We start from the raw sequence: 15847 nt of genomic DNA, 5'->3' as shown, positions 1-15847 counted from the left end.
GTCTAAAATAAGGGGAACGTGAACGGGAAGAAAGCCCTTGTGTTGTGCGGCTTTTCACGATGAAATGACAAAGCCGCCCCGGCGACAGGCGGCTTTGTCAATCGCTTTTCCAAACGATTTAGTTTCCAGCTACTGTTTTGGCCTGTTTAAAAAACTGCGGCAAATGTTCTTTATGCGCTTCAAGCATTTCGTCCAAAATTTGTTTGGCGATGGTGTCAGACGGCACAAGCGGATTGATCGTCATGGCGACGAGCGCGGTTTGGTAGTCGCCGGTCACGGCCGCTTCGGCTGCGACGCGCTCGAACGACTTGATTTGCTGGACGAGGCCGCGCACCGCAACCGGCAAGTCGCCGACAGCGATCGGTTTCGGCCCATCTTTTGTAATGACGCAGTTGACCTCAACAGCCGATTCTGACGGAATGCTGGCAATAGCGCCGTTGTTTCTCGTGTTGACCGGCTGAATGTCGCGCTTGTCGTTGTAGATGGAGCTGATCAAGCTGCAGGCGGCGTCGCTGTAGTACGCCCCGCCGCGCTGTTCGAGCTGCGGCGGCTTGATGGCCAAGTTCGGGTCTTTGTACAGCTCAAACAGCTCTTTTTCGAGCTGTTGGACGACTTCGGCGCGGGTTCCTTTCGTTTTCGCCGCTTCCAGTTCCTCGGCGAGCATTTTGTCTGTTTGGTAGTAATACCGGTGGTACGGGCATGGCAGCACTTTCAGCCCTTTTAGGAAATCCGGCTCCCAGCCAAGGTCGACGATATTTTTCATCGTCACACCGGAACGATCCGGATGGGCAAGGAGGTCGATCACCTTTTCCGTCACCCGGACGCCGTCCAGATAGACGTGCAAGCCAAACACCATATGGTTCAAGCCGGCAAAATCAATGTGCACGCGGTCGGCATCAACGCCAAGCAGCTTGGCGACGCCCATGCGCATGCCGATCGGCACGTTGCACAAACCGACGACTTTTTCCTGCTTCGTGTAGCGCAAGACGGCTTCCGTCACCATTCCAGCCGGGTTTGTGAAGTTGATCAGCCATGCATCGGGGCAAAGCTCTTCCATATCGCGAATGATGTCCAAAATGACCGGAATGGTGCGCAGCCCTTTAAACAATCCACCCGGACCATTTGTCTCTTGGCCGATCACCCCGTATTGGAGCGGGATGCGCTCGTCTTTCGCCCGCGCCTCAAGACCGCCGACGCGAAACTGCGTCGTGACAAAATCAGCTCCTTCTAGCGCCCGACGGCGATCCAAAGTCAAATGAATCTCGATCGGCACACCGGCTTTTTCGACCATCCGTTTGGCAAGGGCGCCGACGATTTCGAGTTTTTCTTTGCCTTCCGGAATATCGACAAGCCACAGTTCCCCGACCGGCAATTCATGATAACGCTTGATCAACCCTTCGACCAATTCCGGCGTGTAGCTTGACCCGCCGCCGATCGTCGCCATTTTCAATCGTTTCCCCATACTCCTCTTCCCCTTTCGCCCAGTTGGGCATGGTATAATCAATGTAGGAATCAACCAGTGGGCTTGAAAGCGCCATCCTTTCCCGGCTATCGCATGTTCTGTCCCATGAAAGCGAGGTATCCCGATGTTCACTCCCGAACAAATCGCTCAGTTCTCCGAACTCGACTACGCCATTTACGACTATGTGATGAAACATCCGCATGAAGTCGCGTACATGCGCATCCGCGAGCTCGCCGAAGCCGTCCATGTCTCGCCGCCGACTGTGCTCCGCTTTTGCAAAAAGGTCGGCTGCGAAGGGTTCAGTGAATTTAAAACGAAATGGAAGCTGTATTTACGCGAGACAAAGCGAACCGCGATCATCAGCAGTCAAGAGGTGCTTAAGGAATTTTTCGAACGGACGCTGACGGCCGATTACGAGCGGGCCATTGTTGATGCCGCCGCCGCGATCGCCCAAGCGGATCACGTGATTTTTGTCGGCTCCGGCAGCTCCGGCATTTTGGCTGAATACGGATCGCGCTATTTTTCTGCCTTGCAAAAGTTTTCCGTCTACATCAAGGACCCGTTTTTTCCGATTTACGGCCATTATTTCCACAACTGCGCCGTGATCGCTTTGTCGGTGTCCGGCGAAACGCCGCACACGCTCGCCCAGGTGCACCGTTTTAAGGAAAAGGGCGGCACGATCATCAGCATCACCAACCGAAAACATTGTTCGCTCGCGAACATCTCGGACTACAATTTGACGTATTATGCCACCGCCGAGCGGATCGGACAGACGGACGTGACAACGCAGCTGCCGGTCGTTTATTTGCTTGAGCGGCTGGCGAAGGAAATGTATCGGCTGCTGCCGGCGCAGACTGACCGCGGGCCGAGCGGGCGGTGACAAGGCTACAGCTCGGCACCGTTCGTCTTAATCACACGCTGATACCAATAAAAGCTTTTCTTTTTGATGCGGCGCAAATCTTTTTCCGATTCATCGTCACGGTTGACGTACACAAATCCGTACCGTTTTTGGTAGCCATTCAGCCAGCTGAGCAAATCGGTGAACGACCAAGCACAGTAACCGAGCACGTCCACCCCATCCGTGATGGCGCGTTGAATTTCTTGAACATGGCGGCGCAAGTAGTCGATTCGATAATCGTCATTCACGATATCGCCTGGCTCCAGCGTATCGAACTCACCTAAGCCGTTTTCTGTAATCAAAATCGGCAGCTGGTAACGGTTCGCAATGCGGCGCAGGCCAATACGCAAGCCAACCGGATCAATCGCCCAATCCCAGTTCGTCGTATCGACATGCGGATTGCGCACGGTTTTAAACAGTCCCGGAATGCCGCTCGAAGTGGATGTCCCTTTTTTTCCCGTCGTATTCATCACGCCTTCTCCGACGCCATCTGGCGGATTATGCTCCACAGTCGTAGTTTGGTAATAGTTGACTCCCATAAAGTCCGGTTTCGCCGCTTGGAGCAGCTCCCAATCGCCCGGCGCCACCGTCGGCTCCAGCCCTTGCGATTCAAGATAGTTCCAAGCCGCCTGTGGGTACATGCCCCACGCATACACATCCATCCACCAATGGTTTTGAAATTCTTCTGCGTTTTCAAAAGCGAGCACATTTTCCGGACGGCTGTCGTACGGGTATATTGGCGAGTAGGCAAAGCTCGGCCCGATTTTTCCGTCAGGCACGTAATGACGGAACGATTGAATCACTTTCGCATTCGCCAAATTGGCGATATGGTTTGCCTCATACATGCGTTTCATGTCTTTTACGCCCGGCGGATGCAAGCCAAGACGATAGCCAAAAGAAATGAAAATGTTTTGTTCATTGAGTGTCACCCAATATTTGACCCGGTCGCCAAACCGTTGAAACAATGTCACGGCATACCGGTCAAAATCATCAATGATGCGCCGTGATTCCCATGCCCCATAGGCATCCATCAAGGCTTGCGGCACATCCCAATGGTATAACGTCACAATCGGCTCGATCCCATGGTTTCGCAGCTCCTCAATCAAGCGATCGTAAAAATCAAGCCCTTTTTCGTTGACAGCCCCGTTTCCATCCGGAAACACGCGGCTCCACGACACCGAAAACCGATACGCTTTCAACCCCATTTCCGCCATCAACGCTACATCTTCTTGATAGCGATGATAATGATCGACAGCGACGTCGCCGTTGGTTCCCTTAAACGTTCGGCCCGGCTGTTTGGCAAACACATCCCATACCGATAATCCTTTTCCATCTTCGTTCCACGCCCCTTCGACTTGATACGCAGCTGATGCTGCGCCCCATAAAAACTCAGGCGGGAACGGTTTCAGATGGCGATGCTCCATTCAAATCGTCTCCTTTCCCAAAGCAAACCCCGTCGATTGAATCGTTTTATCTATCACCAATAAACCGCGTTTCATGCAAAAAGTAAAGGGCGCGGCGGCTTTTTGTAACGCCACGAACGCGAAAAACAATTGTTTCTTCGGAGTAACAAACGGTTACAAAATAGGACAAGCCGGCGCGCAGGATACAAAAAACAACCGGGAGAGCGGTTCATGAAATGCGAGAAACGGCCCTCTTTATCTTAATTAGGCGAGAAGACTCCCACTTCAACAAAGCGAAGCGGAGTAAGTGGGAGATGAATCGCCTTAACTATATTTTGGTGTGAGTAAAATATTTGTGGGTGACATTCAGGAATGATTCCCCGACGAGGGTTGCGAACTTTTGTTCGCGACGCTCGTCGGGGCCACCAAGCGAAGCGCGGTAGAAAAAAGCAAATGTCATGCAAAAAGGACTCTCTCCCTGCTATGATGGTGATTGTCAACATCAACCGAAAACAGGAGGGAGAGAGTCCATGAAACATCTTACCACAGAATGGCCTTTATTAAAAGAGCTGGAGGAACAATTCGTCAGAACTCTTCAAAAGGTGTTCGCTGTCTTGTTGGCGGCCCTTTTGGAGGAGATTGATCAACAACTGGCGGAAGCGCGGGACAAGCGCCGGTATCAGCTGAAAGACAAACGGCCGACCACGATCCAAACGCTGTTTGGAGAAGTGACGTTTCGACGGAACTACTACTATGATCGGCAGGCGGGGGCGTATACCTTCTTGCTGGATGCCGAACTGGGCTTTGATGGAGCGCAGTCGATCAGCCCTTGCCTCGAGGAAACGGCGGTCGAGTTGGCCGTAGAGTGCTCTTCCTACCGCAAAGCGGCCCGTACGTTGGAGTCGATCGTGGGGTATGCGGTCCTAAGCCACGAGGCGATTCGCCAACTGGTGCTGGAGGCCCCTGTCTCGCTGCACCACCCTGTTTCCCAACGGCACGGCCGAGTGCTGTTTGTGGAGGCGGATGGGCTGTTCATTTCCCGCCAGGGGAAAGGGAAACGGGCGAAAGAAGAGAAAATCCTGGCGGTTCACGAGGGATGGAAACGAAACGGTTCGCAGCTCAAGCTCGTGAACCGGCGCCACTACCTCCATGAAGGGGTGGGAGACGTGTGGGAACGGTTTGAAGAGTGGCTGATGAACGAATATGCCTATGACCCGTGCCGGGACCTTTTGATCATCAACGGCGACGCGGCGTCGTGGATCACAGCCTGCCGGGAGTATTTTGGAAAGCGAGCCTGCTTTCAGCTGGATCGATTTCATGTGGCGCGGGAGCTGCGTCAGTGTCTGTCCGGCCATCCGCGTTGGCGGGAGGTGCGGAAGAAGCTGGCGAAACAAGACGAAGAGGGGCTTCTGGTGGAGCTGAACAGCGCGGTCGGCACGTTGGAGGACGAAGCGAAAGAGAAGCAGATGGCTGCCATAATCCGCCGGATCGAGTCAATGCCGGGATGCATCCGGGACTATCGGGAGTGGCTGTCGGAGCAAGGGGTGGAGACGACCGGCATGCGTCCGATGGGCCACGCCGAGAGCGTGATGAGCCGGTTTGCGCATCGGGTGAAATCCCGCCGCAGCTGGAAAGACCAAGGGCTTCGGGCGTTTCTGAGGGCGATGGCAGCCCGAATCGACGGGATCGGGTGGAGAAAGGGACGGTGGGAGGAGCAAGAGCCCCAGTCGGCCGTCTCGGCCTCAACAAAGTCCAAGCGGATCGAACAGGCCAAACGGAAGGCCGGACGGTTGTGGGCAGATGTGGTGCGTCAGAATCTACCGTGTCTGCAGCGGTCATCCGGGACGCCGATCCATCAAGCGTTGTCGGCGCTTCGGGATTTTGGTTGGGTGTAAAAAAATGGAACAAAATATCATCACCTCAAGATGAGGGATGAGAGTCCGAAAGCGCTTACGATATCAACTCCTGAAAATGGTTCGCTAACTAGTGATTGACAACGCCCGTAGTGAACCGAAAAAATGTTCTCCACAAAGTCTTGACTGACTCTATATTTTGCTGAAAATAGGATAGATTCAGTAAAATATAGTATAATATAGTTAGATGGGAGGTGAAAAAATGTATTTTTGTATCAAACAACAGCTAAATGGTTTGACCAAAGAAGAATACTTGACTCTTCGAGAACTGTGCCATATTGCCAAGAACATGTACAACGTCGGATTGTACAATGTCAGACAATACTATTTTGAACACAAGGAATTTCTTAATTATGAGAAAAACGATCATCTTGCAAAAACTAACGAAAACTATAAGCTGTTAAACAGCAACATGGCACAGCAAATTTTAAAAAAGGTCAATGAAGCCTTTAAATCTTTCTTTGGTTTGATCAGTCTTGCCAAACAAGGAAAATATGACCACAAGGCTATCAGTATTCCAAAATATCTTAAAAAAGATGGCTTTCATTCACTGATCATTGGCCAGATTCGTATAGACGGCAACAAATTCACGATACCGTATTCTCGCCTATTTAAAAAGACTCACAAGCCTATCACGATAACGATTCCGCCTGTGTTACTGGACAAAAAGATTAAGCAGATTGAAATCATTCCTAAGCATCATGCCAGGTTCTTTGAGATTCAGTACAAATATGAAATGCCTGAAGATCAAAGAGAATTAAATGACCAAAAAGCACTGGCCATTGATTTAGGATTAAACAATCTTGCCACTTGTGTCACATCAGACGGCAGATCATTCATCATTGATGGGCGGAGATTAAAAAGTATAAATCAATGGTTTAACAAAGAAAATGCCAGACTTCAAAGCATGAAAGATAAGCAAAAAATCAAAGGCACGACTCGTAAACAGGCGTTGCTTGCTATGAATCGCAATAATAAAGTGAATGATTATATCAACAAGACTTGCCGTTACATCATTAACTACTGTATTGAAAATCAAATTGGCAAACTTGTCATTGGCTATGCGGAAACATGGCAACGCAATATGAATCTAGGAAAAAAGACAAATCAAAACTTTGTCAATATTCCTCTCGGTAACATAAAAGAAAAACTAGAATATCTTTGTGAATTTTACGGCATTGAATTCTTGAAACAGGAAGAATCCTATACGTCTCAAGCCAGCTTTTTTGACGGCGATGAGATTCCTGAATATAATGCCGACAATCCAAAAGAATATAAGTTCAGCGGCAAACGTATTAAGCGCGGCTTGTATCGAACAAAGTCTGGCAAACTAATTAATGCTGATGTCAATGGCGCATTAAACATCTTAAAGAAAAGTAAAGCTGTAGACCTGAGTGTCTTATGCTCTAGCGGCGAAGTGGACACGCCTCAAAGAATAAGGATTGCTTGAAGCAGTCAAACTTCTTTGGAAGCCCCCACTTCAAATTTTCGCTAGAAAATTAAGTGGGGGTAGTTCACTCCTGGTCAGGAAACACAAGAAGAAAAAGGTGCTCCATTCGTTCGGAGCACCCTTTTCCACATGCAGGACGGTCTTTCCCTAGTGATCGTTGGGAGAAAATCGCTATTACCTTCATCCGTTGAACCGCCATACGGACGAAGCGTTACGGCAAAAAGATTTTCCCCGGATTGAGAATGCCGTTCGGGTCAAACAGCTGTTTCAACCGTTTCATCCAAACGACGGCGTCGCCTTTTTCCTCGCGCAAAAACGTCCGTTTGCCAATGCCGATGCCGTGCTCTCCCGTGCATGTGCCGCCGCGCGATAAGGCATAGCGGACGATATGGGCGTGCACGCGTTCGATCCGCGCCATCTCCTCGGCGTCATTCGGATCAAAGGCAAGCACGGTATGGTAGTTGCCATCGCCGACATGACCGAAAATGGCGGCGGTCATGTTCTGCTCATCAACAAGCCGACGCGTATCGGCGATGGCGCCGGGCAGTTCGGACAGCGGCACGCACACGTCGGTGGAGAGCATCGCCTTGCCTGGATAGGCGGCTTGAATGGCAAACGCCGCATGGTGGCGCGCTTCCCACAGCTTCGCGCGGGCGAGCGAGTCGGTTTCAACCGTAAATGAAACCGCCCCCTCCCCTTCGCACAATTCGTTGACAAGCTTTGTTCCGTCCTCGACGCTTGACGGGCTGCCGCTCAGTTCAATAAACAGCGTCGGTTTCACCGGGTAATCGGTTTTTTTGTACGCATTGACCGCCGCGATCGTCGCCTCGTCAACGAGCTCGATTTTCCCCGGACCGACGCCCGCTTTCAGCACGGCAAACGCCGCTTGCGCTGCCGCCTCAAGCGACGGAAAGCACACTTTGATGGCCGTTGTCGCCTCCGGAATGCCATGCAGGCGGACAATAAGACGGGTGAACACGCCAAGCGTCCCTTCCGATCCGACGAACAAGCCGGTCAAGTCATAGCCGGCCGACGATTTCACCGCCAAACTTCCCGTCTGAATGACTGAACCGTCCGCGAGCACCACCTCTAATCCGAGCACTTGATCGCGCATGACGCCGTATTTCACGCAGTTCGTGCCGCTCGCGTTCGTCGCCGCCATGCCGCCGATCGTCGCGTCCGCACCCGGATCGACCGGGAAAAACAACCCATATCGCTTCAGCGCCTCATTCAGTTGCAACCGCGTCACTCCCGGCTCGACGATGGCGAGAAAATCGTCCGGGCGAATGTCGATGATGTTGTTCATCAACGTCAAATCCAAACTGATGCCGCCCGCAACTGGAATGACATGCCCTTCCAAGCTCGTGCCGGCGCCAAACGGCGTGACCGGAATGCGATGCTCGTTGGCAAACGCCATCACCCGGCTCACTTCCTCCGCTGTTTTCGGAAACACGACGACATCTGGCGCATGCGGCGCATGGTAGGCGATGCCTTTGCTGTGGTGTTCGAGCACCGTTTCATTGATGCTCACCCGCTCGCGGTCGCCGATCAATTCAAGCAGTGATTCGTATACGTTCATCGTTCTCCTCCTCACCCGATCGGATCAAGCGGCGCCACCCATCGATGCGCCGCCTTTTCTCTTGACGCACTCTGATGGTGGATCGATCGACCCGGATGGCATGGTTCGTTTAGTAACGGAGCAACGTTTCAATTCCTTCCGCAATCCGCTCGGCGTTCGGCAGCCAATCATCCTCCACCGACGGCACCGGATACGGCGTGTCGTAGCCGGCGATACGCACGATTGGAGCTGATAGAGAAAACAGCGCCCGCTCGCTGATCAAGGCCGCCACTTCGGCGCCAAACCCGCCCGTTTTCACTGCTTCATGGACGATCATCACCCGTCCCGTTTTTTCGACCGAGGCGAGGATGGCATCGATATCGAGCGGCTGAAGGCAGCGAAGGTCGATGACTTCCGCGCTGACCCCTTTCGCTTCCATCTCGGCGGCGACTTTGGCGGCAAGCGGCACGGTCGCCCCCCAAGCAATGATCGTCACATCGTCTCCTTCTTTCACAACCCGTGCTTGGCCGAGCGGAATCGTGTACGGCTCTTCGGGCACTTCCATGCGAAACGCCCGATACAGCTTCATCGGCTCCAGAAACAGAACCGGGTCTTCATCGCGAATGGCGGAAATGAGCAGCCCTTTCGCATCGTACGGATTGGACGGCATGACGACTTTTAAGCCCGGCGAATGGGTAAACAGCGCCTCCAACGCATCGGAGTGCAATTCCGGCGTCCGCACCCCGCCGCCGTACGGGCTGCGCACGACGATCGGGCACGAAAACCGTCCGGCCGAGCGGAAGCGGATGCGCGCCGCCTGGGCCGCCAGCTGGTCCATCGCCTGGTACACAAACCCGAGAAACTGAATTTCGGCAATCGGGCGCATGCCGTTGATCGCCAATCCAATAGACGTGCCGATAATGCCCGATTCCGCAAGCGGCGTATCAAACACGCGCCCCTCGCCAAACTGCGCAAGCAGCCCGTCCGTCGCCCGGAAGACGCCGCCGTTTTCGCCGACATCTTCGCCCAGCACGATGATGCGCGGATCGCGCTCCATCTCTTGGCGCATCGCTTCATTGATCGCTTCAATCATCGTCAATTCCGCCATTTATCTCACCCCGCTCCGTTGTTTGCGCCGCATCACTTCGTCTTTTTGCTCGGCCAGCAATTTGGGCGCCTCGCTGTACACACAATCGAATGCATCGACAATCAAACCGGACTTGCTGGCGATGGCCGCCTCGTACGCCGCGGTCACTTCATCATTCACTTGGGCGACAAGCGCGTCTTCCTGCGCTTCCGTCCATAATCCGCGCCGTTCCAAAAGCAGGCGCAGACGGCGGAGCGGATCTTTCGCCCGCCATGTCTCGACTTCTTCCGGCCGGCGGTATTTCGTCGGGTCATCCGCCGTCGTGTGCGGCCCGAGCCGATAGGTGAGCGCCTCGATCAACATCGGCCCCTCGCCGCGGCGAGCGGCTTCGACGGCCTGCTTCATCGTTTCGTACACCGCCAGCACGTCATTGCCGTCAACGAGCACCCCTTTCATCCCGTATGCAAGCGCCTTTTGCGCGATCGTCCGGCTGGCCGTCTGCTTCCGGTACGGGACGCTGATGGCGTATTGGTTGTTTTGGCAGAAAAAGATGACCGGCACGTTGTACACCGCGGCAAAATTCATCGCTTCATGAAAATCGCCCTCTGACGTCGCCCCGTCGCCGAAATACGCCACCGATACGTGCGGTTCGCCCTTCAATTTCGACGCCCACGCGCAGCCGACCGCATGAAGCGTCTGAGCAGCGATGATGATTTGCGTCGGAAAAATATTCACCCCATCCGGCATCCGTTTTCCCGACAGGCGGCCCTGCACGTAATGGAAAAACTGTTCAAGCGGCATGCCATGCATCAAGCATACCGCCACTTCGCGGTAGCTCGGGAAAATCCAATCGTCTTTATGAAGCGCAAGGGCGCTGCCGATTTGCGCCGCCTCTTGGCCGCTGAACGGGGCGTAGGTCCCGATCCGCCCCTGCCGCTGCATGCGCAACAGCCGCTCATCAATGACGCGCGCCCGCCGCATTTCCCGATAGGCGCGAAGCAGCCATTCATCGGAAAACGCCGCCAGCTGCCTCTCGTCGCCGTTTCCGTTTTCGTCCAAAATTTGCACGACCTCGACCGACAATTGGTCCGGATCAAACATGGGCTTCCCTCCCATTTGTATTTTCATCCTATTTCGCGCAGGAGACTCCCACTTCAACGACCAAAGGGAGTAAGTGGGAGAGGAATGCGCGTTCCCCTTTTCTTTTGTGTATGATATAATAAAGGCGTGGAGAAAACCGTTTAATAAAGGCACTCCAATAACTGCTACTCGATGTATGGAGTTGGTTACAGGAAACGTTGTAACCGTAAAACATCGAGCGTAGATCCGTCTGTTGTGTGTGGAAGCCAAGTACTGCCAACAGACACACCGAGAGAATCGGTAACGATGCAGGCATGACCTGCGTCGTTGGGTAGTTGTCAACCTGCCCTGATGCAACCCCAAGTCAAGGAAGGAGGACGAAGTCCGCTTGTACTTCTGGGGAGTTGCAAGCCCCCACTTCAAGCGTTAGCTAAGTGGGGGTAGTTGACAGGCGGCTCGTTCCTTTTCCCATCTCGCCCTTTTCCAACATGGGGCAAAGGCCCGCCCTTCACCGCGCATCCAAAAGCAGCACTTCCGGATGTTCCAAATAGTAGGCCACCGTCCGCATAAACCGCCCGGCCGGCTCGCCGTCAATGACGCGGTGGTCAAAGGTGAGCGACATTCCCATCATATCGCGGATGACAATTTCGTCGCCGACGACAACCGGGCGCCGTTTGATCGCATGCGCTCCGAAAATCGCCACTTCCGGATAGTTGATGATCGGCGTCGCAAACCACCCTCCGCCCGCGCCGGTGCTCGTGATCGTAAACGTGCTTCCTTGCAGCTCGTCAAGGCGAAGCGCCTGGCGGTGCGCTTTTTCCGACAGCTCGGCGATCTCAACGGCGAGCTCGCGGATCGATTTTTGATCGGCGTCGCGGATGACAGGGACGACAAGCCCCGCTTTCGTCGCCGTCGCGATGCCGATGTGATAGCGCTTTTTCAAGACGATTTCATTCGTCTCTTCATCGAGCGAAGCGTTAAACATCGGATATTGCTTCAGCGCCCTTGTCACCGCTTTAATAATAAACGGCAAATACGTCAGCTTGATCTGCTCCTTGGCCAGCTCGCTGGCCAGGTTTTTGCGGATCTCGACGAGCTTCGTCACGTCCACCTCGTCCATCCCGGTCACATGCGGCGCCGTGTACGCCGATTTCACCATTTTTTCGGCGATTTTTTTGCGCAAGCCGCGAAGCGGGATGCGCTCTTCTTCTGGAACCACAAGCTCCGTGCTGGCGATGGACGTCCATGCGGCTTTGTCCGCCTTTTGCTCTATCGCCGTGCCCCCAACTGGCAAAACCGCGGCCCCGCTCCTTTCACGTAGCTCTGCCACCGCCACGACTGCTTCCCGCTCGCGGACATATCGCTCCAAGTCGGCGAGCGTCACCCGGCCGCCTTCGCCCGTTCCTTCCACTTCGTCGATCGGAACGCCCAACTCCCGCGCCCGCTTGCGCACCGAGGGCGCGGCAATCGCCCGCTTGCGCACCACCGTTGGGCGCGGGGCTTCTATATGAACAGCAGACGCAGGCTCCTGAGCCAAATGGTCAGTCGGCGCCGCTTCGGCCGCCACCGCCGCCTCGGTTTCCACGACAATCAACGGCTCTCCAACCTTCACCGTCGCCCCTTCCGGCCCGGCAAGCGCCACCACTTTGCCAGCGACCGGCGTCGTCATTTCCACCATCGCCTTATCCGTTTGAATTTCAGCGATCGGCTGATCGGCCTTGACCACATCCCCTTCGCGAATGAGCCAGCGGATGATTTCCGCTTCATGCAGCCCTTCGCCAATATCAGGCAGCTTAAATTCATAGATCATGGCGATATCCCCTTCCCCTTCTTCTCGTGTTGCGATTGGAAACAAACACAATGGTGCAGCATCCATGGTGCGGCGATCATGAGGAAACATAGAAGTTAAGCGCTTACAAAAAACGTGGTGACCATTCGTTTTTTCTACCAAAATATCAAATGAATATTTTAAATTTTCCAACCTACAAGATTTATGATAGTCTATAGATTGTCAAACTGTCAATATAAGGAGAGCAGACATTTTTCGCCCGCTTCGACAAGCATCGACAACCCCTTCTATTATCGCAAAATAACAATTCTTGGTTCGATTTGACCGAAACACCGAGAACGGGCTCAACCGCTGCTGATTTCAGTGATGGGTAGGCAGTTTTCCGAAAAACATGGAAGGACGTGAAACATGGCTGTCTCGTACCAATGAGCGGAAATGGTTCAAAAAAAGTTAATTGTACGAGGTTTCTCTAAGAAGAATGAATAAGTTCAATGGTATTTTGCAATACATCACTCGTCTTATAAGAGGAGGAAGCAATATGCGTCTTGCCACGATTCACCATATCGCTTTGATTTGCTCGGACTATGAACGATCAAAACGATTTTATACAGAAATTCTCGGATTTCGCCCCATCCGGGAGCAATACCGCGCTGAGCGCCGTTCGTACAAACTCGATTTGGAGGCTGATGGCGGCATTCAGCTTGAGCTATTTTCCTTTGAAAACCCGCCGAAGCGCCCAAGCTACCCGGAAGCGTGCGGACTGCGCCATCTTGCTTTGGCGGTGGACAACCTCGATGAAGCCATTGCCTACTTGCGCCAACACGGCATCGATCCCGAACCCGTCCGCGTTGATGAAGCGACCGGCAAACGATTCACCTTCTTCCAAGACCCAGATGAACTGCCGATCGAGCTGTATGAAAACTAAAGAGAAAAGCACGCTTGCTCCATGACGATGACAAAACGAAGCCTCTCCGTTGATTTGTGGTACAATGGGGTCGATACAAATGAAGGAGGCCAAACAACATGATTCGATTCGCAACCATCGGCACAAACTGGATCACCGAAGCATTTCTTGACGCCGCGCGCCTCGTCGATTCCTTCGAACTCGCCGCCGTCTACTCGCGAACCGAGGAGACCGCAAAGCAGTTTGCCGACAAAGTCGGGGCGCCGCGGACGTTCACGGACTTGCAAAAGCTGGCCGAAAGCGACGGCATTGATGCCGTCTATATCGCCAGCCCGAACGCACTTCATGCCGAGCAGGCGATTTTGCTCATGAATCACGGCAAGCACGTCTTATGCGAAAAACCGCTCGCCTCCAATGCGAGAGAAGTCAAAGCGATGATCGAAGCGGCGGAGCGAAACGGCGTCGTATTGATGGAAGCGATGAAAGCGACGCTGCTTCCCACATTCCGGTCCATCCGCGAGCACTTGCCGAAACTCGGCCGCATCCGCCGCTACGTGGCGAACTATTGCCAATACTCATCGCGCTATGACGCCTATAAGCAAGGAACGGTGCTCAACGCCTTCAACCCAGCTTTCTCCAACGGGGCGTTGATGGACCTTGGCGTCTATTGCCTGTACCCGATGGTCGTTTTGTTCGGCCAGCCCCGTGGCGTGAAGGCGCAAAGCGTGAAGCTCGAATCCGGCGTTGATGGCGAGGGTTCGATCGTGCTCGATTACGGCGACATGGACGCGGTCGTCTTTTATTCGAAAATCACGAACTCGCACTTGCCTTCGGAGATTCAAGGGGAAGACGGAAACATGATCATCGACGCCATCCACACACCAACCAAAGCGGAAATCCGCTACCGCGACGGGCGCGTCGAGGACATCACCGCGCCGCAGGACAAGCCGCCGATGTATTATGAAGCACAAGAGTTTATCCGTTTGATCGAAAACGGAGAACGCGAATCGGCCGTCAACTCGCACCGCCATTCGCTTTGGACGATGGAAATCATGGACGAAGCGCGAAAACAAACCGGCATCGTGTTCCCGGCCGACGAGCGATAATAAAAAGGTTCCAACCTAGTCTTCCTGGGGCTCGGTTGGAACTCTTTTTCTTTCTGTCTCATTGGATTTCCTTGGCCGCCGATAAGCCATGGCTGTTACCTTCTGCTAAAATACGGGCCAAGCCATCCGCTTTCATGCGTCATGACAAACGTCCAGTTGAACTCGCTGTCCACCACATATAGATCGATTTTGTCGTTTTCCGCTGCCAGATCGGCGGCTTTCAAGCCGGACGCATCCTCCACGGTGAACGCATCGTCGCCATGTTGAAAGAAAAGATAGCAGCACGTTTTCTCTTCCTCATCAAACGCCATTTCCGCTTCTTCTCCTGTGAAACAGCCTCTCATCCCATAGCTGAACACATGCCATAAGTAGCCGTTGACTCCATTCCGATTATGAAGGTGGATGTGTTGTTTTTCTTCCGCAGTCAAATGGCCGGCAAACACCTTTTCCCACTGTTGTCGCCATTGCGCTCCGAAACCGGACTGTTTGCGGATTTTGATGTTTCGGCGAGCTAACTGATGAAATAACTCCATTCGGTTTCTCCTCCAGTGACCTAATGTGGCACCGCCTTCATCGATGTGCTCATTTCGTCTGTCAAAACGTTCAGTGGATTGACAAGATGGCTTCTCACCATCTTTTTCGCGCCGAGCGGTTTTCGTCCGCCCAGCCACTTCCCCGTTTCCGGCCGCACTTCGACGAGCAGCTGCTGCGCACCCTATGCAAGACCGTTTCCCCGCTCTTTGCGCCTGCCTTGCTGCACCGCCCCTATTCCCCCGTCTCGGCAAACCGGCAAATGCGCTCGCCAATTTCATCGCGGACGCGGCGGAACACCGCGAGCTTCTCCTCTTCCGTCCCTTCCGCTTTCGCTGGATCGTCAAAGCCCCAATGGACACGCTTCACGTGCGGCGGGGTGACCGGGCAATGGTCAGCTGCATGGCCGCACAGCGTCACGACCAAATCAGCGCGGTTGAGGAGATCCGGGTCGATGACGTCAGACGTTTGGTTCGAAATGTCGATGCCGACTTCCTTCATCACTTTCACCGCATTCGGATTGAGGCCATGCGCTTCAATCCCGGCGCTGTACACCTCCCATTCCTCACCAAGAAGTTGTTTCGCCCAGCCTTCTGCCATTTGACTGCGGCACGAGTTTCCGGTGCACAAGAAATAAATGACTTTTTTCTTCATCGCTGGTTCTCA

Annotated in this window: 13 protein-coding genes; 5 read left to right on the top strand and 8 right to left on the bottom strand. The window is 53.6% G+C overall.

Translation table 11 applies throughout. The annotated features are described in order from the left end of the window. Positions 1-118 precede the first annotated feature (118 nt). Positions 119-1462, bottom strand: coding sequence for a 6-phospho-beta-glucosidase (locus GS3922_RS00205; protein WP_063164676.1), 1344 nt, complete (start codon positions 1460-1462; stop codon positions 119-121). Between the two features lie 124 nt (positions 1463-1586). On the opposite strand from GS3922_RS00205, the gene GS3922_RS00200 reads away from it, so the two are divergent. Next, positions 1587-2342: a MurR/RpiR family transcriptional regulator gene (locus tag GS3922_RS00200; protein WP_063164675.1), complete on the top strand. Its 756-nt coding sequence runs from the start codon at positions 1587-1589 to the stop codon at positions 2340-2342. 5 nt (positions 2343-2347) lie between these two features. Here the strand turns inward: GS3922_RS00200 and GS3922_RS00195 are convergent, their stop codons facing one another. Next, positions 2348-3784, bottom strand: a complete 1437-nt coding sequence (locus GS3922_RS00195) for a glycoside hydrolase family 1 protein (protein ID WP_063164674.1) — start codon at positions 3782-3784, stop codon at positions 2348-2350. A gap of 509 nt (positions 3785-4293) precedes the next feature. On the opposite strand from GS3922_RS00195, the gene GS3922_RS00190 reads away from it, so the two are divergent. Both GS3922_RS00190 and GS3922_RS00185 read left to right on the top strand, forming a co-directional pair. Next, positions 4294-5658, top strand: coding sequence for an ISLre2 family transposase (locus GS3922_RS00190; protein ID WP_063164673.1), 1365 nt, complete (start codon positions 4294-4296; stop codon positions 5656-5658). 220 nt (positions 5659-5878) lie between these two features. After that, positions 5879-7126, top strand: a complete 1248-nt coding sequence (locus GS3922_RS00185; protein ID WP_063164672.1) for an RNA-guided endonuclease InsQ/TnpB family protein — start codon at positions 5879-5881, stop codon at positions 7124-7126. Between the two features lie 211 nt (positions 7127-7337). On the opposite strand, the gene GS3922_RS00180 is transcribed toward GS3922_RS00185, so the two are convergent. From GS3922_RS00180 to GS3922_RS00165, 4 genes are all read right to left on the bottom strand, one after another. Beyond that, entirely contained in the window at positions 7338-8705 is a 1368-nt protein-coding gene (locus GS3922_RS00180; RefSeq protein ID WP_063164671.1) for an FAD-binding oxidoreductase, read from the bottom strand. Positions 8706-8814: 109 nt separating this feature from the next. Then, a complete protein-coding gene (locus GS3922_RS00175; protein WP_063164670.1) occupies positions 8815-9792 on the bottom strand; it encodes an alpha-ketoacid dehydrogenase subunit beta in 978 nt (325 codons plus the stop codon). Further along, on the bottom strand, positions 9793-10872 hold the full coding sequence (pdhA, locus tag GS3922_RS00170; protein ID WP_063164669.1) for a pyruvate dehydrogenase (acetyl-transferring) E1 component subunit alpha: 1080 nt from the start codon (positions 10870-10872) through the stop codon (positions 9793-9795). 487 nt (positions 10873-11359) lie between these two features. Beyond that, on the bottom strand, positions 11360-12661 hold the full coding sequence (locus GS3922_RS00165) for a dihydrolipoamide acetyltransferase family protein (protein WP_063164668.1): 1302 nt from the start codon (positions 12659-12661) through the stop codon (positions 11360-11362). Between the two features lie 517 nt (positions 12662-13178). On the opposite strand from GS3922_RS00165, the gene gloA2 reads away from it, so the two are divergent. Together gloA2 and GS3922_RS00155 are read left to right on the top strand one after the other, a co-directional pair. After that, positions 13179-13565, top strand: coding sequence for an SMU1112c/YaeR family gloxylase I-like metalloprotein (gene gloA2 / locus GS3922_RS00160; protein WP_011232689.1), 387 nt, complete (start codon positions 13179-13181; stop codon positions 13563-13565). Between the two features lie 98 nt (positions 13566-13663). Next, positions 13664-14650: a Gfo/Idh/MocA family protein gene (locus tag GS3922_RS00155; protein ID WP_020755923.1), complete on the top strand. Its 987-nt coding sequence runs from the start codon at positions 13664-13666 to the stop codon at positions 14648-14650. Positions 14651-14745: 95 nt separating this feature from the next. Here GS3922_RS00155 and GS3922_RS00150 read toward each other — a convergent pair whose 3' ends face one another. Together GS3922_RS00150 and arsC are read right to left on the bottom strand one after the other, a co-directional pair. Continuing rightward, positions 14746-15183: a DUF4275 family protein gene (locus tag GS3922_RS00150; RefSeq protein ID WP_063164667.1), complete on the bottom strand. Its 438-nt coding sequence runs from the start codon at positions 15181-15183 to the stop codon at positions 14746-14748. Positions 15184-15415: 232 nt separating this feature from the next. Continuing rightward, a complete protein-coding gene (gene arsC, locus GS3922_RS00145; protein ID WP_025949724.1) occupies positions 15416-15835 on the bottom strand; it encodes an arsenate reductase (thioredoxin) in 420 nt (139 codons plus the stop codon). Positions 15836-15847: the final 12 nt, after the last annotated feature.

The organism is Geobacillus subterraneus, from assembly GCF_001618685.1.
Lineage (GTDB): Bacteria > Bacillota > Bacilli > Bacillales > Anoxybacillaceae > Geobacillus > Geobacillus subterraneus.
Note: the sequence above shows the minus strand (reverse complement) of the source record. Positions and strands in the feature narration are given on the sequence as shown.

What these genes read in the sequence shown, in the direction of transcription:
- gloA2 (WP_011232689.1), top strand. Translation starts at nt 13,179, where the DNA reads ATGCGTCTTGCCACGATTCACCATATCGCTTTGATTTGCTCGGACTAT.
- GS3922_RS00205 (WP_063164676.1), bottom strand. Translation starts at nt 1,462, where the DNA reads ATGGGGAAACGATTGAAAATGGCGACGATCGGCGGCGGGTCAAGCTAC.
- GS3922_RS00175 (WP_063164670.1), bottom strand. Translation starts at nt 9,792, where the DNA reads ATGGCGGAATTGACGATGATTGAAGCGATCAATGAAGCGATGCGCCAA.
- GS3922_RS00180 (WP_063164671.1), bottom strand. Translation starts at nt 8,705, where the DNA reads ATGAACGTATACGAATCACTGCTTGAATTGATCGGCGACCGCGAGCGG.
- GS3922_RS00190 (WP_063164673.1), top strand. Translation starts at nt 4,294, where the DNA reads ATGAAACATCTTACCACAGAATGGCCTTTATTAAAAGAGCTGGAGGAA.
- GS3922_RS00155 (WP_020755923.1), top strand. Translation starts at nt 13,664, where the DNA reads ATGATTCGATTCGCAACCATCGGCACAAACTGGATCACCGAAGCATTT.
- GS3922_RS00165 (WP_063164668.1), bottom strand. Translation starts at nt 12,661, where the DNA reads ATGATCTATGAATTTAAGCTGCCTGATATTGGCGAAGGGCTGCATGAA.
- arsC (WP_025949724.1), bottom strand. Translation starts at nt 15,835, where the DNA reads ATGAAGAAAAAAGTCATTTATTTCTTGTGCACCGGAAACTCGTGCCGC.
- GS3922_RS00185 (WP_063164672.1), top strand. Translation starts at nt 5,879, where the DNA reads ATGTATTTTTGTATCAAACAACAGCTAAATGGTTTGACCAAAGAAGAA.
- GS3922_RS00195 (WP_063164674.1), bottom strand. Translation starts at nt 3,784, where the DNA reads ATGGAGCATCGCCATCTGAAACCGTTCCCGCCTGAGTTTTTATGGGGC.
- GS3922_RS00150 (WP_063164667.1), bottom strand. Translation starts at nt 15,183, where the DNA reads ATGGAGTTATTTCATCAGTTAGCTCGCCGAAACATCAAAATCCGCAAA.
- GS3922_RS00200 (WP_063164675.1), top strand. Translation starts at nt 1,587, where the DNA reads ATGTTCACTCCCGAACAAATCGCTCAGTTCTCCGAACTCGACTACGCC.
- pdhA (WP_063164669.1), bottom strand. Translation starts at nt 10,872, where the DNA reads ATGTTTGATCCGGACCAATTGTCGGTCGAGGTCGTGCAAATTTTGGAC.